The organism is methanotrophic endosymbiont of Bathymodiolus puteoserpentis (Logatchev), from assembly GCF_900128525.1.
Taxonomy (GTDB): domain Bacteria; phylum Pseudomonadota; class Gammaproteobacteria; order Methylococcales; family Methylomonadaceae; genus Methyloprofundus.
The window spans coordinates 1-19,343 of sequence record NZ_FQTQ01000062.1 but is presented as its reverse complement, the minus strand read 5'-3'; the positions used below and the strand labels follow the sequence as shown (position 1 = coordinate 19,343).

16 protein-coding genes and 1 CRISPR repeat array (1 of these 17 running past the window's edge) are annotated in these 19,343 nt (G+C 39.7%); of the genes, 12 read left to right on the top strand and 4 right to left on the bottom strand.

The window, feature by feature from the left end:
* A CRISPR array of direct repeats spans window positions 1-642; the repeat unit is 36 nt; unit sequence GTCTTAATCCCTTCATAAACAGGGCTACTTTCTAAC (it extends 929 nt beyond the left edge of the window).
* Between the two features lie 184 nt (window positions 643-826).
* Window positions 827-1,165 (bottom strand): hypothetical protein, encoded by a 339-nt coding sequence (locus BQ7314_RS04245; protein WP_174482469.1) that lies wholly within the window; start codon window positions 1,163-1,165, stop codon window positions 827-829.
* A 64-nt stretch (window positions 1,166-1,229) separates the two neighbouring features.
* Here BQ7314_RS04245 and BQ7314_RS04240 point away from each other — a divergent pair, with 64 nt between their 5' ends.
* The 10 genes from BQ7314_RS04240 to BQ7314_RS04195 all read left to right on the top strand — a co-directional run bounded on the left by BQ7314_RS04240 (window position 1,230) and on the right by BQ7314_RS04195 (window position 12,023).
* The gene (locus BQ7314_RS04240) at window positions 1,230-2,228 is read left to right on the top strand and encodes an IS630 family transposase (RefSeq protein ID WP_174482468.1); all 999 of its coding nucleotides are present in this window, start codon (window positions 1,230-1,232) and stop codon (window positions 2,226-2,228) included.
* A gap of 418 nt (window positions 2,229-2,646) precedes the next feature.
* Window positions 2,647-4,527: a multicopper oxidase family protein gene (locus BQ7314_RS04235; protein ID WP_174482467.1), complete on the top strand. Its 1,881-nt coding sequence runs from the start codon at window positions 2,647-2,649 to the stop codon at window positions 4,525-4,527.
* A 361-nt stretch (window positions 4,528-4,888) separates the two neighbouring features.
* On the top strand, window positions 4,889-7,180 hold the full coding sequence (locus BQ7314_RS04230; RefSeq protein WP_174482466.1) for a copper-transporting P-type ATPase: 2,292 nt from the start codon (window positions 4,889-4,891) through the stop codon (window positions 7,178-7,180).
* A gap of 19 nt (window positions 7,181-7,199) precedes the next feature.
* Window positions 7,200-7,649 carry an ion channel gene (locus BQ7314_RS04225; protein ID WP_174482465.1) on the top strand — a complete coding sequence of 150 codons (450 nt, stop codon included), beginning with the start codon at window positions 7,200-7,202 and terminating at the stop codon, window positions 7,647-7,649.
* Window positions 7,639-8,931, top strand: a complete 1,293-nt coding sequence (locus BQ7314_RS04220; RefSeq protein ID WP_174482464.1) for an HD-GYP domain-containing protein — start codon at window positions 7,639-7,641, stop codon at window positions 8,929-8,931. The genes BQ7314_RS04225 and BQ7314_RS04220 overlap by 11 nt, the downstream gene beginning before the upstream one ends.
* Window positions 8,932-9,157: 226 nt before the next feature.
* Window positions 9,158-9,592 carry an Hsp20/alpha crystallin family protein gene (locus tag BQ7314_RS04215; protein ID WP_174482463.1) on the top strand — a complete coding sequence of 145 codons (435 nt, stop codon included), beginning with the start codon at window positions 9,158-9,160 and terminating at the stop codon, window positions 9,590-9,592.
* A gap of 14 nt (window positions 9,593-9,606) precedes the next feature.
* Window positions 9,607-9,987: an Hsp20/alpha crystallin family protein gene (locus BQ7314_RS04210; RefSeq protein WP_174482462.1), complete on the top strand. Its 381-nt coding sequence runs from the start codon at window positions 9,607-9,609 to the stop codon at window positions 9,985-9,987.
* Between the two features lie 16 nt (window positions 9,988-10,003).
* Complete coding sequence (locus BQ7314_RS04205; protein WP_217423827.1) at window positions 10,004-10,489, top strand: Hsp20/alpha crystallin family protein; 486 nt, start codon at window positions 10,004-10,006, stop codon at window positions 10,487-10,489.
* A 245-nt stretch (window positions 10,490-10,734) separates the two neighbouring features.
* Window positions 10,735-11,700 (top strand): DnaJ C-terminal domain-containing protein, encoded by a 966-nt coding sequence (locus BQ7314_RS04200; RefSeq protein WP_174482460.1) that lies wholly within the window; start codon window positions 10,735-10,737, stop codon window positions 11,698-11,700.
* A gap of 2 nt (window positions 11,701-11,702) precedes the next feature.
* Window positions 11,703-12,023 (top strand): chaperone modulator CbpM, encoded by a 321-nt coding sequence (locus tag BQ7314_RS04195; protein WP_174482459.1) that lies wholly within the window; start codon window positions 11,703-11,705, stop codon window positions 12,021-12,023.
* A gap of 173 nt (window positions 12,024-12,196) precedes the next feature.
* On the opposite strand, the gene BQ7314_RS04190 is transcribed toward BQ7314_RS04195, so the two are convergent.
* The 3 genes from BQ7314_RS04190 to clpB form a co-directional block, all read right to left on the bottom strand.
* Window positions 12,197-12,946: a Crp/Fnr family transcriptional regulator gene (locus BQ7314_RS04190; RefSeq protein ID WP_174482458.1), complete on the bottom strand. Its 750-nt coding sequence runs from the start codon at window positions 12,944-12,946 to the stop codon at window positions 12,197-12,199.
* 66 nt (window positions 12,947-13,012) lie between these two features.
* The gene (locus BQ7314_RS04185; protein ID WP_174482457.1) at window positions 13,013-13,540 is read right to left on the bottom strand and encodes a phosphate-starvation-inducible PsiE family protein; all 528 of its coding nucleotides are present in this window, start codon (window positions 13,538-13,540) and stop codon (window positions 13,013-13,015) included.
* 368 nt (window positions 13,541-13,908) lie between these two features.
* Window positions 13,909-16,485, bottom strand: a complete 2,577-nt coding sequence (gene clpB / locus BQ7314_RS04180; RefSeq protein WP_174482456.1) for an ATP-dependent chaperone ClpB — start codon at window positions 16,483-16,485, stop codon at window positions 13,909-13,911.
* A 554-nt stretch (window positions 16,486-17,039) separates the two neighbouring features.
* Here clpB and BQ7314_RS04175 point away from each other — a divergent pair.
* Both BQ7314_RS04175 and BQ7314_RS04170 read left to right on the top strand, forming a co-directional pair.
* Window positions 17,040-17,378 (top strand): hypothetical protein, encoded by a 339-nt coding sequence (locus BQ7314_RS04175; protein WP_174482455.1) that lies wholly within the window; start codon window positions 17,040-17,042, stop codon window positions 17,376-17,378.
* Complete coding sequence (locus tag BQ7314_RS04170) at window positions 17,375-19,252, top strand: diguanylate cyclase domain-containing protein (protein WP_174482454.1); 1,878 nt, start codon at window positions 17,375-17,377, stop codon at window positions 19,250-19,252. Before BQ7314_RS04175 ends, BQ7314_RS04170 begins: the two co-directional genes overlap by 4 nt.
* Window positions 19,253-19,343: the final 91 nt, after the last annotated feature.

Below are 19,343 nucleotides of genomic sequence, written 5' to 3'. Positions count from 1 at the left end.
GCTACTTTCTAACGACATAAGTGTATCTGAGGATACCCATACAGAAGTCTTAATCCCTTCATAAACAGGGCTACTTTCTAACAGAAACCCCAGGACTGGTCAGGTTGGTTTAATGACGTCTTAATCCCTTCATAAACAGGGCTACTTTCTAACAGATGAATTAAACCATGCTAAATTCACTTATCAAGTCTTAATCCCTTCATAAACAGGGCTACTTTCTAACCTCAACAAAGCAAAAGCGGCATCCAGTGCCAGTCGTCTTAATCCCTTCATAAACAGGGCTACTTTCTAACGACGATGTAATTTTGATTAGGGAGTATGAGCGTAGTCTTAATCCCTTCATAAACAGGGCTACTTTCTAACATATTTAAACCAATCCGGCTCTCGATGGATTCGAGTCTTAATCCCTTCATAAACAGGGCTACTTTCTAACGTAAAGCGCTCTTTACAGGCCACGCATTCACGCCGTCTTAATCCCTTCATAAACAGGGCTACTTTCTAACCAGGGGCTACAGTGATTAGGACGGTATATATTGGTCTTAATCCCTTCATAAACAGGGCTACTTTCTAACTAAAGAAGAAACAACATTTGAATCTTGGGAAGATGTCTTAATCCCTTCATAAACAGGGCTACTTTCTAACTGCTCGCCGCTAATAACCCTTTATTATCAATAGACTGCAAAGGGGGTTCACAAGTGCACTTAAAAAGCATTTTTTAGACTCTCTTTTTCACACAAAATCTTCACTATTCTTACTTTTTTACATTTATCGAGGCATGAAGACTCATTGACTCGACAAGTTCATTATACATAGTTCCATAAAATACTTAAGCATAATTGTTTTGTAAATAACCATCAAAATCGAACACTGTAAGCACGGATTTATAATGATTTTTTTGCACACCAAAGCTAGCTCCCAAACCGACACAAAGAAAGTAATGATCGCCTTTTAATAACGTCACTATTTTATCTGACGCACCTGCATCAGGATATTGTCCTGACAACATCCGCCTCACTTTTGTATCTCGAACTGAAAAGTTCTCATACAGTTCGGCCTGATAATAAAAAGTAGCCTTTAGTTTACGCTCAAATTTTCCGCTAAAACGATTAAAGCGATGGCTTAAGGTAAAGGATAACTTATCCCCTTGAATAATATAAGTACTCATGAAAAATTAATTTAACTAAAAGTGTATAATAAGAATCCCATTATTTTAATCCCCATGGTTTTTGATGATTTACATAGAAGAGCTCACGGCAGAGGAAGTTACTACATTAAATGAGATGCATAAAAACCACCCGCGTTATTTAAGCAGGCGGCGATCTCATGCTATCTTGTTGAGTCATCGGAGAGTTTCAGTTCCCGTGATTTGCGCCACTTATAATGTCTGCCGTCAGACCGTTTCAACCTGGTTTTCTAAGTGGGAAGAATTTGGAATCTGCGGGCTAATTGATAAGCCAGGGCGAGGCCGCCCCAGTATTTTAACGGAGAATCAAAAAAATAATATTGTAAAAAAAGTTCAAAAATCGCCTCGCTCTTTAAAATCAGTGCTGGCTGATCTGGAGGCAGAATTAGGCATCACAGTCAGTCTTGATACGATAAAATTGATTTGCAAACAAGCAGGGCTTGTCTGGAAACGGGTTAGAAAATCATTGCGATCAAAGCGAAATCAAAAAGACTTTGAGGTCGCGCAAGGGAAAATAAAAGAACTCATACAACAGCATAAGGAGAGTGAAATCAATTTATGTTACTTTGATGAGTCAGGGTTTACACTGGAGCCCTGCGTTCCTTATGCCTGGCAATTATCAGGTCAAACAATCGAAGTTCCTAGCTCGAAAAGTAAACGACTCAATGTATTGGGCTTTGTTAACAGGGACTGCGAGTTTGATTCATTTGTCTTTGAGGGAACGGTTAATACCTCAGTGGTGGTAGCTTGTATTGATGAGTTTGCTAAGAAAATTAAAATCCCAACCGTCCTGATTATTGATAATGCATCCACTCATACAAGCAATGAATTTAAGGAAAACATTGAACGCTGGAAAGAGGCTGGATTAACTATATACCCCATTCCTCCTTATTCACCCGAGTTAAATATCATTGAGATTATTTGGCGTAAAATAAAGTATGAATGGCTCCCTTTTTCAGCCTATGAATCTTATCAGTCGTTAGAGCGAGAGCTGTTCAATGTGCTTAAAAATATTGGCGGAAGTCATAAAGTGGCTTTTTCATAAAGGTTAAATTAATTTTACATGGGTACTTAACACTTTCTGCATGCGCTTCTACCGGTACTAATGGGAGTCCTTCGAAGAGGAGCAGCAGTGGACACGGTAGCCATAGTCACTAATATGATTCATTATTAAGTGCGTTAGGAATGGAGGAGCAAATAAGTTGTGCATTTCTGACTGATCTATTTGCTCATTTTCTGCATTGCGGCAATAGTTATGTCGCCTTCTATGCACCTACTGCTGTACCTTAAAGGTAAACTAAAATACTGCGTAATAAGGGGTTATTTATTGCGGGTTACCAAAAAGTCGATTAATTAGAATTTATTGTTCTGAATGCCAGTTATAATGCTGAATGAAATATTCTACGGTTATCAGATGTATAGCACTATAACTAAATAATTTATTACATAGCTAAGGAGCAATAATGAGAATACTAATCATAATGTTAGGATTATTTAGCATTTATCTTACCCCACTCAGCGTACATGCTGAGTGGGAGCTAAGTCTGAATGTCAGCGGGCATGACTTAAAAAAATATAATGAAGCTTTGAATATACAATTAGATATTCAGGCAACAAACAGTCCTGATGCAGATATTTATGTCGCAATAAAATTGCCTGATGAGCAACTATTGTTTCTAACAGCGGGGAGTTTGTTTGCAAGTACACCTAGGTTTGTTACTGATGCGACCTTGTATAGCAGTAATGTAAGCCATTCAAAAAAACAGTCGGGAACGGTTTTGCTCTTACCAAAATTACCGCGCAACATTCCTAGCGGTCGTTACCAGGTTTATGCACTGGCAACGGAAGTCGGTGCTAGTGTGTTTAACAGTAAAAAGTGGTTAAGCCCGCTGGTGAATGATAGTTTCTATTTTATTAATAATGGTAATAATTTACCTATTCCACCGCAAATCACTGGTGTTGTTAACGAACAGGGGCAAAAAGTATTTGATTTAACCTTACAAAAAGGTAAAAAAACTTTTTTACCCGACACACAAACAGATACCTTTGGCATTAATGGCGACTATTTAGGCCCTACTATTCGGCTATCTAGAGGAGAGCGTGCGTTATTTAAAATAAATAACCAAGTTGGTGAAGAAACCACTATTCACTGGCATGGTTTACATATCCCTGCAAAAATGGATGGCGGCCCGCATCAAGTGATAGAACCTGGCAGCACTTGGCAGCCCTTTTTTGAAATCAAACAATTAGCGGCAACACTTTGGTATCACTCTCATTTAGAAGGTAAAACAGCAGAACATGTTTATAAAGGGTTGGCTGGTTTATTTATTGTCGATGATGCAAAGAGCGACCAGTTAGCTTTACCCCATAATTATGGTGTGGATGATATTCCGGTGGTTGTACAAGACCGGCGTATTGCAGCAGATGGCAATATGGATAGTACGCTCACCAATATGATCGATAGAATGGGCTTGCGTGGTCAATATATGCTAATCAATGGTGCATTAACCCCAACATTAGAAACTCGCGCCCAAGTGATACGCCTGCGTGTGTTAAATGGCTCTAATGCTCGTATTTATAACTTCGGCTTTGCCGATAATCGTAGTTTTTATCAAATTGCCAGTGGCGGCGGCCTATTGCAAGCGCCTGTTGCCATGAATCGTTTACGGTTATCTCCTGGAGAGCGTGCTGAGATTCTGCTTGATTTACGTCAAGACAGCGGTAAATTTCTACGGTTGCAGAGTTATTCAGCTGAAATCACACCGACGACCATTGAGACCGCAAATATGCGTGACCCATTGGATATGCAAACTTTTGATCTTATGAGTATTCGAGTCGGTGAGGCAGGTAATAATGGCTTAGATATTCCCAATCAACTCGTGACCATAGAGACATTACGTGCAGAAGATGCGGTATTGACTCGCCCTTTTATACTAAAGCAAGGTATGGGGGGTAATATGGGTAACCGTGGTATGGGTAGTGGTGGTACTGGTAATATGGAGGGGATGTTTACCATTAATGATAAATCCATGGATATGCTACGCATTGATGAAACTGTGCGTTTAGGCGATACCGAAATCTGGGCTATCACTAATGAAGCCAATATGGCGCATCCCTTTCACATTCATGATATTCAGTTTCAGATTCTGGATCGTAACGGACAAGCACCGAGTGCGGGTGAAGCTGGCTGGAAAGATACTGTACTGGTCTTGCCTAATGAAACCGTGCGAGTCATCACTCGCTTTGAAGACTTTGCTGATGCAGATATACCTTATATGTATCATTGCCATATTTTAGAGCACGAAGATGCAGGCATGATGGGGCAATTTGTAGTGATTCCTTAGTTATTTATTCTTCCTTTAGAGTGTGAAAGCGACAAAGGGATATCAGCGCTAAGAATTCATTTTGACAGTGGCTTATAGATTTTCAGCAATAAAAGTATCTTTCGTTTCTCGGTTTGTGCTTGGAGTAGGAGGGAGATTTTCCACGATAAGAGCATGATTAGTCGTGATAAAAGCCCCTCAGCGACAGATAAAAGGCTTACTAAAAGCGTAAACTATTTTTGGTACTATATTAAAGGTGCCAAAATAAAACTATTATCCCTTTACCGCTATCAATCAGAGTAAGATGCAATAATAAAAGTAGATAACTGTAACAGAAGGTGATTTTGCCACGGTACTTAAGTGGAGTAATAAGGAGAACTTTATGAACTCGCACAACTGTCATCATCAAAACAAAAATGCGCATTCTTCAGATAACTCAGAGGGTACACAACTCTTTAGTTGCCCTATGCATCCCGAAATACAACAAGATCATCCGGGGAGTTGTCCAAAATGTGGTATGGCATTAGAGCTGGCTAACTATTCATTAAATGCTTCCATGCAAACTGAATACAGTTGTCCCATGCACCCTGAAGTGGTACGTAATAAGCCAGGATCCTGCCCAAAGTGTGGTATGGCATTAGAACCTCGAGTTACTGAGGTTGATGCTGAAAATACTGAATTGATTAATATGAATCGTCGTTTCTGGGTTAGTTTACTGCTATCTTTTCCTGTATTCATCATTGCGATGATCCATGACATGACACCTGATTTGATGCCAGATGCAATCACCCTGCAACAAATACAATGGTTTGAATTTGCTTTAGCAACACCGGTAGTACTCTGGTGTGGACTACCTTTTTTCCAGCGTGGCTGGGCTTCCATCATGCACCGTAGCCTGAATATGTTTACCCTGGTATCCATAGGCATTGGTGTTGCCTGGGGCTACAGTGTCATCGCAACCTTTTTACCACAATTATTTCCACCCCTTATGCAAGATGAGGGAGGGGCTGTTGCTGTTTATTTTGAAGCGGCTGCGGTCATTACTACTTTAGTTTTGTTAGGTCAGGTTCTAGAATTGCGAGCAAGAAGCAAAACTAGTGATGCCATTAAGTTATTACTTGGGTTGGCCCCTAAAACGGCACGGGTACACTATGATGATGGCCGTGAAGAAGACATCCCTCTGGAACAGGTCAAGCCCGGTGATATTTTACGCGTGCGCCCAGGTGAAAAAGTACCGGTTGACGGCGTAGTCATTGAAGGTAGTAGTGCTGTGGATGAGTCCATGGTAACGGGCGAGCCGATCCCTGTTGAAAAATTTGTTGATTTGCCTCTGATCGGAGCAACAATTAATGGTACTGGTAGTTTGCTAATGCGTGCAGAGCATGTCGGTAGTGAAACCCTGCTTGCTCAAATTGTGCATATGGTCAGTGAAGCACAGCGCAGTCGTGCACCGATACAGAAGGTAGTCGATACCGTTGCCGGTTATTTTGTCCCCGCTGTATTATTAGTCGCCATAGCAACCCTGCTGGTTTGGTGGATATGGGGACCAGAACCGCGTTTGGCACATGCGATAGTGAATGCAGTTGCTGTGTTAATTATTGCTTGTCCTTGTGCTTTAGGTTTAGCAACGCCGATGTCGATTATGGTTGGCACAGGAAGAGGTGCAAGTGCAGGTATATTGATTAAAAATGCAGAAGCACTGGAAATTATGGAAAAAGTTGACACACTGGTGGTTGATAAAACAGGAACATTGACGGAAGGTAAACCAAAATTAACCTCGGTGTATGCTCTTAATGATTTTGTAGAGCAGGATATTTTACGTTTTGCTGCTAGCCTGGAGCAAGTCAGTGAACATCCGCTTGCCAGCGCAATTGTTAAAGGAGCGAAAGATAAAGGTCTGACGCTGATGCAGGTTGAAGATTTTAACTCACTTACCGGACGAGGTGTGACTGGGGGTGTTAAAAGCCATCAGATTGCCTTAGGCAATGCAACCCTGATGGCAGAATTAAATGTTGATACCCAACAATTAGTAGGGCGCGTCGATACCTTACGCCAGCAAGGGCAAACGGTTATGCTGATTAGCATTGATAATAAAGCCGCCGGTTTAATTAGCGTTGCTGACCCTATCAAGAAAAACAGCGTTAAAGCATTACAGCAATTGCATAAAAGTGGTATTAAAGTCGTGATGTTAACAGGTGATAATCAGGTAACCGCACAAGCAGTCGCCCAAAATCTGGGTATTGACCAGGTTTATGCTGACGTATTGCCAGAACAAAAAGCGGAAGTTGTTAAAAAACTACAACAAGAGGGTCACATTGTTGCGATGGCAGGTGACGGAATCAATGATGCACCGGCATTAGCTCAAGCTGATATTGGTATTGCTATGGGGACAGGGACCGATATAGCGATGGAAAGTGCTGGCGTTACTCTCGTCAAAGGAGATTTGCTGGGTATTTCAAAAGCGCATCGCTTGAGCCAGTCAACCATGCAAAATATTCGGCAGAATCTATTCTTTGCCTTTATCTATAATTCTCTGGGAGTGCCTGTCGCTGCCGGGCTGTTATACCCTTTCTTTGGGATTTTATTATCACCGATGATTGCTGCTGCAGCGATGAGTTTTAGCTCTGTTTCTGTTATCAGCAACGCCTTAAGGCTACGTACCCTACAACTTTAAAATACAAAGGGTAACAATTATGGTCCTAGTCATTTTTTTAGCTTTATTATTGGTTATTCTGACATTTATTTTTCATTTCAAAGTATTGCTGTGGCTTTCGAATTACACCCCCGCTCTTACTGTTTCTGATCAGAACCGTGTGTTATTCATTATATTAGTATTATTTTTCACCCATATTATTGAAATCGGTTTTTATGCCATTATGTTCGCTTGCTCCATAGAAATTTTTGAGATTGGGACTTTAGTAGGGATCACGATAAATGATCCTATGGAGTATTTGTATTTCTCCAGTGTTATCTTCACTTCTTTGGGTATAGGTGATGCGTACCCAATGGGGCATATCCGCTTTCTGGCTGGAATTGAAGCGCTTAATGGTCTTTTACTGATCGCATGGTCCGCTTCTTTTACCTTTCTTGCGATGGGGAACTTATGGCCACAGATAAAATGCTGTGATCCTGATGAAAAATAAACTGAAAGCTAGCATTCATAAGGTTGTCTTCAAAAGATTACTGATCGTCAGCATTCTTATCGCTCTGGTAGTTTCAGTAATAGTACTTTATATTGAGCTGGAACGAATAGAGAAGAATGTGGTGCACATGGCCTATGAAGAATCAAGACAATATGTTGATTTTTATAATCAATATAAATACGATCAAAATACGCATACATTCCTAGTATTTCAAGAAGAAATAAAAGATAAACTTAAAAACAGTCACTTCATAATTCTCGAATTTTATAATGAAAAGCACAATTTATTGCTAACAGTGGGAGCTGTTGATGTTGGTAAAATTAAAGATGAACTTATCCGCAAAGACCATAAGGTGCAGATGGATGATAATATCAACTACAAAACTTTTTTTGTCCATAATGCCTTTACCAATGAGCTGTACATGGAAGTTGAAATCCCTTTTACAGAAAATGGAAGCAAGCTAAATAATGGCTTTTTAAAAGGTATCTACAAAGTTTCTTCAAGTGAAATTAAGAGCATGATATATGATGCTTTTATTGTATTGGCTCAATATATTGCAATCATTATCTTCACGACACTGGTGCTTTATCCCGTTATTATCCATTTAAATAAAGACTTAATTAGAAGTACTAATAATTTGTCACATGCAAATATCACCCTTTTAAAAGTATTGGGCGGTGCTATAGCTAAACGTGATAGCGATACTAGCGCACATAATTATCGAGTCACTATTTATGCAATTTGTCTTGCTCAGGCACTTAAGCTGAAAGAAAATCAAATAAGATCCCTTATCAAGGGGGCTTTTTTACACGATGTGGGCAAAATTGGTATCAGTGATAATATTCTATTAAAACCAAGTAAACTTAACGCTAAAGAATTTAAAGAAATGCAACGTCATGTCATATATGGTGTTGACATTATTAAACATAGTGAATGGTTAAATGATGCAACAGATGTGGTGAAGTTTCATCATGAAAAATTTGATGGTTCGGGCTATTTTAATAGTCTTACAGGTAAAAAAATTCCACTCAATGCCAGAATCTTTGCCATTGTGGATGTTTTTGATGCATTAACTTCTCAGCGCCCTTATAAAAAAGCCTATTCTTATGCTGAATCAATAAATATCTTAAGAAAAGGTTCTGGTTCTCATTTTGATCCAGAGCTTCTTCACGTTTTTGATCAAATAGCTGAAGATCACTATCTTCAGCTGAAGAGCATAAAAACAGAAGATAGTCTCAGTAAAAAACTTGATTTACTGATGAAAGACTATTTTATTTTTTGAAAGAACACCTGAAGTGCTGATGCTTGAATTTGTATAATAAGTTCACCACCTCAGAAAGTAACTTTAATTGGCTGGCTTTTATACTTTTCTATTGATCCTGCTAAAAATCAGTCATTAAATTATTCATTCTGTCACCTAAATGACAGAACAAAATCCTCTTTTTACCTATCCTATCACCGTCAGTAATTAAGACAGCTTAATATGTATTAACAACAGGAGAATAATCATGATATCAAATATGTTACGGTTCCCATTTTCCATGCTGGACAATGAGATGGAAAGTTTATTTTATCCCGAGGTATATAGATCATTAGCAGGTCATTCTCAATTGACCTATCCTCCTATTAATATTAGTACCACCGATAAAAGCGTTGATGTTTATTTATTTATCGCAGGAATGAACCCGGATGATATTGAACTCGTTATAGAGAAAAATATGTTGAGTGTATCGGGTACACGAAAACTTCCTGATGCTCAAGGTGATGATAAAGGTAGTTATCGTCAAGAACGTTTTGAAGGATCATTTAAACGAGTGATTACTTTGCCCGAAACGGTTGATACAGAATCGCCTCAGGCTGTTTATAAAGATGGTGTGCTGCATATTACGATTGCCAAACGTGCAGAAACACAGCCCCGTCAAATTAAAATATCAGCTCAATAATGGAGGATAATATTATGAATACTGAAAACAAAGAGCTTACAACACAACAAAATAAAGTGGAAGTGGCCGCATTAACACCGGCAACCGATATTTATGAATCTAAAGAAGGTGTCGTGCTTTATGTAGATTTGCCTGGTGTGAGTAAGAGTGCGCTAGATATTGATGTTGATCAGGATATTTTAAGCATCAAAGGCAAGGTTGATTTAACAACACAAGAAAATATGCAAGCTACCTATATGGACGTAAGAGCTAATATATATGAAAGGCGTTTTACTTTAGGTGATGAATTAGATAGCAGCAAGATAGATGCAAAATTAGATAACGGGGTTTTAAAATTATCTATTCCGCGACTTGAACAGCATCAGCCTAAAAAAATTACTATTAAAGTTGCTTAAAAACAGGAGGTGTACGATGTTAAAAATGAATAATTTAACCAATGGTTTATCCCGTACTTGGGAGACCTTAAGTCATGGCTGGAATGATTTAATAAATAATGCCAGCAATGCATTAACTCAGTTTGTTTCTAGTGATAATAAGGAAAAAGCGGATAAAGTACCTGTCTCTAGCCCCCGCTGGGGATTAATGAGCGTTGATATGTATGATGATGCTAATAAAGTCATTGTTAAACTAGAAGCGCCAGGCTTGGCTAATGATGATTTTGATATTAATATTGTTGATAATGTTTTAACCATTAGTGGAGAGAAGCAATTCCAAGAAGAAAAAACGGAAGGAAACTATCGTATATTGGAATGTGCCTACGGCCGATTTAGTCGCTCCATTCCTATGGAATACGAAGTTGATGCAGATACGGCAAAAGCCAGTTATGATAGAGGCGTCTTAAAAATCGAACTGGATAAAAAGCCACATCAGCGCCGGCGAAAAATTGAAATTAAATAATACTTTAGCAGGAGATGGCTTTAGCCGAGGACCTAGTTTATTGGCTTGTGGCTAAAGCCTTACTGCTATTAAGTTAAGAGTTTAATAACCTATAAATTATAATGTAGTTTGGGTTAGACTTTTAGCAAAGCGAAGGAAACGATCCGGTCATACGATATGACATGTTGTTTATTATGCTTTGTCCCTTAACTTAATAGTAGTGGGTTAAAGCCTTATTGGCTTTTGTTATACGTGTAAGAGGTACTATGGAATATAAAGATTATTATAAAATCATGGGCATTGCCAAAGATGCCTCTCAGAACGAGATAAAACGTGCTTATCGTAAACTAGCGCGTAAATATCACCCTGATGTCAGTAAAGAGAAAGATGCAGAGGAACGTTTTAAAGAGTTGGGCGAAGCCTACGAAGTACTAAAAGACCCTGAAAAACGTACTGCTTATGATCAACTTGGGGCAAATTGGAAGGCAGGCCAGCAAGGCTTTCAACCTCCACCAGACTGGGATGCAGGATTTGAATTTCATGGTGATAGTTTTACTGGTGGGACAGCCGGTGCGGCAGGGTTCAGTGATTTTTTTGAAAGCCTGTTTGGTCGTGCGGGCGGTGGTTTTCAGTCTCATTCAGCAGGAGCTGGGCAACATCAAATGCGCGGTCAAGACAGTCATGCAAAAGTTTTTATTGACCTTGAAGATGCTTATCAAGGCGCATCACGTGGTTTAACATTACGCAGTACCATTATGGGGCCGGATGGGCACCCCCAGCTACAGCCGCGTACTTTGAATGTTAAAATCCCCAAAGGCGTTAAAGCTGGACAAAATATTCGCTTAAAAGGTCAAGGTAGTCCAGGGGTTGGCGGTGGACAAGCAGGAGATTTATATCTGGAAATAGAATTTAACCCGCATTCCATCTATAAGGTTGATGGCGCGGATGTTTCGTTGGAAGTGCCAGTTGCGCCTTGGGAGGCGGCTTTAGGCGGTAAAATTAAAGTGCCGACCCCCAGTGGTATTATTGACTTGAAAATACCGGCAAGTATTTCGAGCGGAAAAAAAATGCGCCTTAAAGGACGAGGGATTCCAGCAAAGCAGCCTGGCGATTTTTATGTGACCATAATGATTGTTTTACCTGATAAGCTAAGCGACCAGGAAAAGGATTTGTACCAGCAACTGCAGCAAGCTAACAAGGATTTTAATCCGCGAAAAAAATTAGGGGGATAATCATGCCGAATAAAATGGTTAAAATAGAGACAGGTATTTTGCTAGAAGATAGCGATACGTTCTCAATAGTCAAACTTTGTCGCGCCTGCTCACTACCTGCAGAGGCTATCATTAAAATGGTCGAACGTGGTGTCATTGCTCCTATTGATTCATCGTTGAGCTATACGCATTGGAAATTTCCCTATACTAGTTTATTGCGCGTACAAACGGCATTACGTTTACAACGAGATTTAGAGCTTAATCTAGCGGGTGCAGTATTGGCTTTGGAATTACTGGATGAAATAAAACAATTACGTCAGCAAGTGGTTTATTTGCAACGTTAAGCGTAGCTTTAGTTAATTATTAGATAAAAATCAATTTCTTGCAGGTGTCGGTTAGGCTGACAAATAAGAAATACAGCGCATCATTTAAATGATGCGCTGCCTATCGTTAGTACATCCATGTTTTTGCAAGCTCAAATCATGGGAGTGTATAGAAATAGTGGTTAAAGAAGACCTTACTTCATAGTAGACTGTAAAATATTAGCTTCCTTATAAATCGCATCTAAATCATTAATAATCAGTTGGTTGCGTTTTTTATTAATAATACCTTGTGAACGCCAATACTGTAATTGCTTATTTACCACCTGACGAACCGAACCCACCATACGTGCCAGTGTTTCATCAGAGAACCCATTGATTAAATGGGTTTTATGTGCTTCTTCTTCCCCCCCCGTATTGCGTTGAATTTTTTTGATATGCTTTAATATTAAACGACTTAAACGGGTCGTAATATCATGTAAAACAAAGCTAGTAGCAAGGTCTTCTTGCTCACGTATTTTATGGGCAAGATAAGGTAAAAACTGCTGATTTATTTCCGGGTATGTCCAGATCCATTTGCGCATCATGGCTATAGGGACAGAAACAAGCTGTATGGAAGAACTTATTGGCTCAAGAATGACATCATGAGGCTTGCCATCCAATAATGTGGTAATATCAAAACTATCCCCAGGGTAGAGTACATCTAGTGTTACTTCTCTCCCTGTATCAGGGTTATTGCGTTTTATCTCTAATTGTCCTGTTTGCACAAAGTAGAACTGTGTCATTAGGTTATTAGGATTGATATAACTGCCCTTATCCCATTTGATTAAATGAAAATGCTGTGCTATTTCTTGAATAAGTACCTCGGGTAGGGATGCAAACAAGGGGGACTGCCTTACCACTGCAGTGCTGGCAGTACGTGGAACATGAACAATTGATGATGACATATTTTTCCCTCTGAGATGAATGTATCATAAGTAGGATACGCTTCATACCTCAGCACACCCTACACATTATATTTCCAGCTTATTCTCGATTAAATAACCCTCAGCGTTTTCCCGCTGGCTTAATAACCAGTATACAACGCCCAAAACTAAAACAGATATTGATAATGCGATCAGCTTAAAAGGCTCCGCCGCCTCTAAATTAATAATAATAAATTTTCGCGCCAAGGCTAACAGCGCCAGTAGAATGATAGATTTCACCTGAACAATGTGTGATTGGCGCTCTAACACTTTAATGATTGAATGCTTAAATTCCATGGCAATCAATAAAGTCATTATCATACCAAAAATGACTTGGAAGATTTTATAATCCATGGGGTTTAAAACACCTGCGACCAAGATGGAGTATATATTAACCAATAATTGCAAAAGCGCAACAAGTACCACTAGACTAATAATAAAACTAAGAATAACCAGTACCATTTGCTCGAAGCGTTCATAGAGTGTCATCAGAGGCCAACATTCCTTGATGCCTTCTGGCTTTTTGGTTCGAGCGCTAATTTTTAATGTGACTTGAGGGTCTTGTTGTCTTTGCATTTTGTCTCCTATATTGCCCCTTGTTAAAAGCCTTATGCCATTAAGTTAAGAAGTGAATTCATATTTAACAAGTACAAAAAACTGGCATCCAGTTTACACTTTAAGTTTTAGTTCACTGCTATTAATCATGAGGTTATTTGTGGGAGGGGCTTTTAGTCGCGACTTATATGAAATCGCGGCTAAAAGCCCCTCCTACGAAACCTAATTAAATAAGCATTAAAAGTGTAAACTACTTTTGGCACTCTATGAAGGATGTACAAAAACTGTTGTAAGATGTGCTGAGGAACAAAGCGCATCAGGTAAATGATGCGCTTCCTATCGTTACATCTTACTGTGCTAATACCCAGCAAAGGAAAATAGAACTAACACTAGTTTTTGAAAATAAATTTTCCCTGTTCAACGGTTACTTCAATGGTGTCGCCAGGTACAAACTTACCACTTAACATTTCTTGAGCCAATGGGTTTTCAATATTGACCTGAATAGCACGTTTTAAGGGGCGTGCGCCAAATACTGGATCAAACCCTGCTGCACTCAATAAATCTAATGCTTCATCAGACACGTGCAAACCTATCTCTCTGTCAGCTAAACGGTTTTGCAAGTTTTGTAGCTGGATACCCGCCACTTTATGTATCGCTTCCTTATCTAGAGGTCTGAATACCACCGCATCATCAATCCGGTTAATAAATTCAGGTCTAAAATGTGAGCCAACAATTTCCATGACGGCTGCTTTCATTTTGTCATAATCTCCCTCAGCTGCCATTTCCTGAATCACATGTGAGCCTAAGTTTGAGGTCATAATGATGACTGTATTACGAAAATCAACGGTACGCCCTTGACCATCTGTTAAGCGCCCATCATCCAGCACTTGCAATAACACATTAAACACGTCAGCGTGGGCTTTTTCTACCTCATCCAATAAAATAACCGAATATGGTTTACGTCTAACGGCTTCGGTTAAGTAGCCACCTTCTTCATAACCGACATAGCCTGGAGGTGCCCCAATCAAACGGGCAACCGAATGTTTTTCCATAAACTCAGACATATCAATACGTACCATTGCCTCTTCGGTATCAAACAGAAAATTAGCTAATGCTTTGCATAACTCAGTTTTACCTACCCCAGTTGGGCCAAGAAACAAAAAGGAGCCATTGGGACGATTGGGGTCAGATAATCCGGCCCTAGAACGCCTAATCGCATTAGAAACTGCCGTCACAGCTTCACTTTGGCCGATGACTCGCTGCGATAATTCAGATTCCATGCGGAGTAATTTATCCCGTTCACCTTCCAGCATTTTTGAAACAGGAATCCCCGTCCAGTGCGCCACTACTTCGGCAATTTCCTCTTCCCCCACTTTATTCCGCAGTAACTGGAATTCAGTCGTTTCCGCAACAGAAGCTTGTTCAAGCTGTTTCTCCAGCTCTGGAATACGTCCGTATTGCAATTCAGACATACGCTGTAAGTCTCCTGCTCTACGTGCAGTTTCAAGTTCGGTTTTAACTTGTTCCAATGTTTCTTTAATGTGCGCTGAACCTTGTACTGCGGCTTTCTCAGCTTTCCATATTTCATCCAAGTCAGCAAACTCTTTTTCTAGTTCGCTGATTTTACCTTCTAGTTCATCTAGACGTTTTATTGATGCTTCATCTGATTCTTTTTTCAAAGCTTCGCGTTCAATTTTTAACTGAATCAAGCGGCGCTCCAGTTTATCCATAACTTCAGGCTTGGAATCAATCTCCATGCGGATACGTGATGCTGCCTCATCCATTAAATCAATCGCCTTGTCAGGTAATTGCCTATCAGTGATATAACGCTGCGATAAAGTCGCTGCGGCAATAATGGCTGGATCGGTAATATCTATTCCATGATGCACTTCATAGCGCTCTTTCAAGCCCCGTAAAATACCAATGGTATCTTCAACTGTCGGCTCATCGACTAATACTTTTTGAAAGCGACGCTCTAACGCTGCATCTTTTTCAATATACTTACGGTATTCGTCCAGCGTAGTCGCACCTATACAATGTAATTCGCCTCGTGCTAATGCAGGTTTTAACATGTTTCCCGCATCCATTGCACCATCCGTTTTACCTGCACCCACCATGGTGTGCAACTCATCTATAAACAAGATGATATTACCACTGGCTTTAGCAACATCATTAAGCACAGCTTTAAGACGTTCCTCAAAATCGCCTCGGTATTTAGCCCCCGCCAATAATGCCGCTAAATCTAACGATAATAAGCGTTTAGACTTCATACTTTCAGGCACTTCACCATTAACAATGCGCTGTGCTAGACCTTCTACCAGTGCCGTTTTACCTACACCGGGTTCACCAATCATAACTGGGTTATTTTTGGTACGGCGTTGTAATATCTGCGCCATACGACGAATTTCATCATCACGGCCAATAATCGGATCGAGCTTTCCTTGTTCGGCACGTTCGGTCAGATCAATGGTGTATTTTTTTAGAGCCTCACGCTGATCTTCGGCGTTAGGGTCATTAACACTTTCTCCACCGCGCATTTGATCAATAGCTTGTTCGATGATTTCTTTACTGGCGCCTGCCTGCTTCAATAATCGCCCTGTTTCATCATTGCTATCAACTGCCGCGAGTAAAAATAATTCTGACGATATATATTGATCATTACGTTTTTGTGCCAGTTTTTCGGTTACATTAAATAATTTACCTAAAGAGCTAGAGATACTAACTTCACCCGCATCGCCTCCAGAAACAGTGGGTAAACGATCTAGCGCATCTCCTAAAGATGAGCGTAATTGGTTAACATTGACATTGGCATTAGTTAACAAGCCGCGTGTGGACCCACCTTCTTGATCTAATAAAGCAATCATTAAATGTACGGGTTCAATGATTTGATGGTCTTTACCTAAGGCAAGCGATTGTGCTTCTTGCAAGGCCATTTGAAATTTACTGGTTAATTTATCAGTTCTCATTTTGATTCTCCTCTAACGTTTATAATTGATGATAAGTCTACTCATAAAGTTATTCGATAACTGTCACCAAAATGACAAATAAAGCTATTTTTAGGCGTGATTTTAGTCATAATTTATTTCACAAAAAAGGTCATGACTAAAGCAGTTCCTACAACTGGCTAGATTTCCAGCTCAGGTAGTTGTTACGGGTTTAACCAAGCTTGCTCTTAGTGGATGAGCGGCTGTATATTGTCATTTTTGCATATCTTCTTGCTTAGGCATACTTTGTATCAAAAAATGGTTAAAAAAATTAATCGACAATATATTTTTGTAAAGACAATTCGGGGGAACTAATTGGCCTTTAAAATAGCAGGAAACTATGGGAAAGCAAGAGAGATTATGGTACTCTCTTTGTTCTTTATAACCAGAGTGTAAGTAGGGTTAGTTAGCTAAACATATTTGAACGTGCGCTACTATTTTTTGTGCTTCATGCTGATATGCAACAGGGTCATCTTTGATGAGGCTGTGCTTTTACATCGCTACAAAACTTTGTATTAAAATATTGAAAATGAGTCATGCATAACAAAAAAAGAAGCAATATCATTCACGCTCAGTTATCTGAGTTTTCTTTGCCACCTATTGCTGATGGCTTGGTGCTAGGTCATAGCTCCCCTATTGGTCACGTGGCAGTTGGCAAGGCATTAAGTCTGCTTACAACAACAGCTTTTGAACATCTTCAGCTTGATGATGACGTGATTAGTGATGTTTTAATACGTACTGCTGTTTTACGCAAAACATCCAAAGAGCAACTTATCAATTTTGTGCTCCAGGAAATAAAACCCTTAATGGGTCCAGAAGAAATCATTCACCTTGACCTTAAAGTTGAAGTGCTATTGGAAATAAAACAGTCATGACCCGTAGTCATTTGCAAGTTAAGGATTGCCTTTGCCCGCGCATAGCCAAGGTCGATGAATTACAAAAATACCACGATATCGTAACCAAAGATGATATTAAGCCAAATGTCTTTGCGGTATTTGATGAAGAAGGTCGCTTCTTAGATATTGTAGAAGCACGGCAAGCAGCACTTTTTCCCGGACGAGTATTTTCTGATTTAATAGTGCGCAAGGCAGTAAAGCCAATATCATCAGACACGCCTCTGGATAAAGTACAAGCACGTTTTGCTGCGGAAAAATGTGAATTTCTCACCGTGATTGATAATGGTCAATTTATTGGTGTTATTTCTAACTTAAGTCTAGTTACTGCCCTGATTGCACAGGAAAGAGCATTACAGCATGAACGCACTGCATTGATAGAAAAATTGGAGGTTGAACTCAACTACCGTAAATTGGCGACACTGGTATTTGAAAATACCTCTGAAGGCATAATGATCACTGATGCCAAAGCACATATCATTCATGTTAATCATGGCTTCACCAAGACCACTGGCTATGAGCTTGAGGATGTCCTCGATAAAACGCCCGCTATCCTGCAATCAGGGTATCAAAAGGCCGGCTTTTATCAATTAATGTGGAAAACTTTGATAGAAACAGGGAGCTGGGAAGGCGAGTTATGGAACCGCCGCAAGAATGCTGATATTTATCCAGAGTGGCTACATATTAATGCAATATACAATTCAGATAATGAGGTAGTGAATTATGTCGGTGTATTTTCAGATATGGGGCCTAATAAAAAACTGCAACAGGATCTACACCAGCTCGCCTATTTCGACCCGCTTACTAATCTGCCAAATCGACGGCTACTGTATGATCGTCTGCAACAGGCGATAACGTCTAATGAACGTGACCATCATTATGGTGGTTTATTATTCATTGATCTGGATAACTTTAAAATCTTAAATGATACTAAAGGGCATAACATTGGTGATTTACTTTTATATGAAGTCTCGCAGCGCCTGTTGCTCTGCGTACGTAAGGGTGACACTGTAGCAAGGCTAGGTGGCGATGAATTTGTGGTTATATTACAAGGACTATCTAGCGAAATAACAAAAGCCGCTACCCAGGCAGAGGTGGTCGCTAATAAAATTTTAACCCTTCTCAACAAAGCCTACTATCTTGAAAGTCTTGAGTATCATGGTGGTGCCAGTATCGGTATCAATTTATTCAGCGCAGGCAAGAGCCCAATTGAAGACCTTCTTAAACAGGCTGATATTGCTATGTATCAAGCTAAAAATAAGGGTCGAAACAATGTGTGCTTTTTCAATCCAATTATGCAAGAACAGCTTAACACGCGTGCAGACATGGAGCGTGATATTCGCACAGCTCTTAAGAACGAAGAGTTCCAACTCTACTACCAAGTGCAAGTAGATAGCACCCATCAGCCACTGGGAGCAGAAGCATTAATTCGCTGGATACACCCCAAACGCGGTATTGTTTCACCTTTGCAATTTATTCCCTTGGCCGAGGAAACTAACCTGATTTTATTCCTTGGACAATGGGTGTTAGAAACAGCTTGTGCACAACTCAAGGCATGGGAACAAAATAGGCTAACTCAGAACCTTACACTTTCCATCAATGTCAGTGCCAAGCAGTTCAACCAAGCAGATTTTGTCGGTCAAGTACAAGTCGCCATACAAAAATATGCTATTAACCCTGGACTTCTTAAATTAGAGCTAACTGAGAGCATGTTGGTTAATAATGTTAACATTATCATTATTAAAATGAGAGCATTACAAGCTATTGGCATTCATTTTGAATTGGATGATTTTGGTACAGGTTATTCTTCTTTGCAGTACCTGAAGCAACTGCCCTTAGGAATGAGCACAAATTAATTTAGGCAAGTTCAATTTAAGAATTATAATGATGCAACTCATAAACTTTATTTAAAATCGACCCAAGATAAAACCTTACTCAAAAGAAATT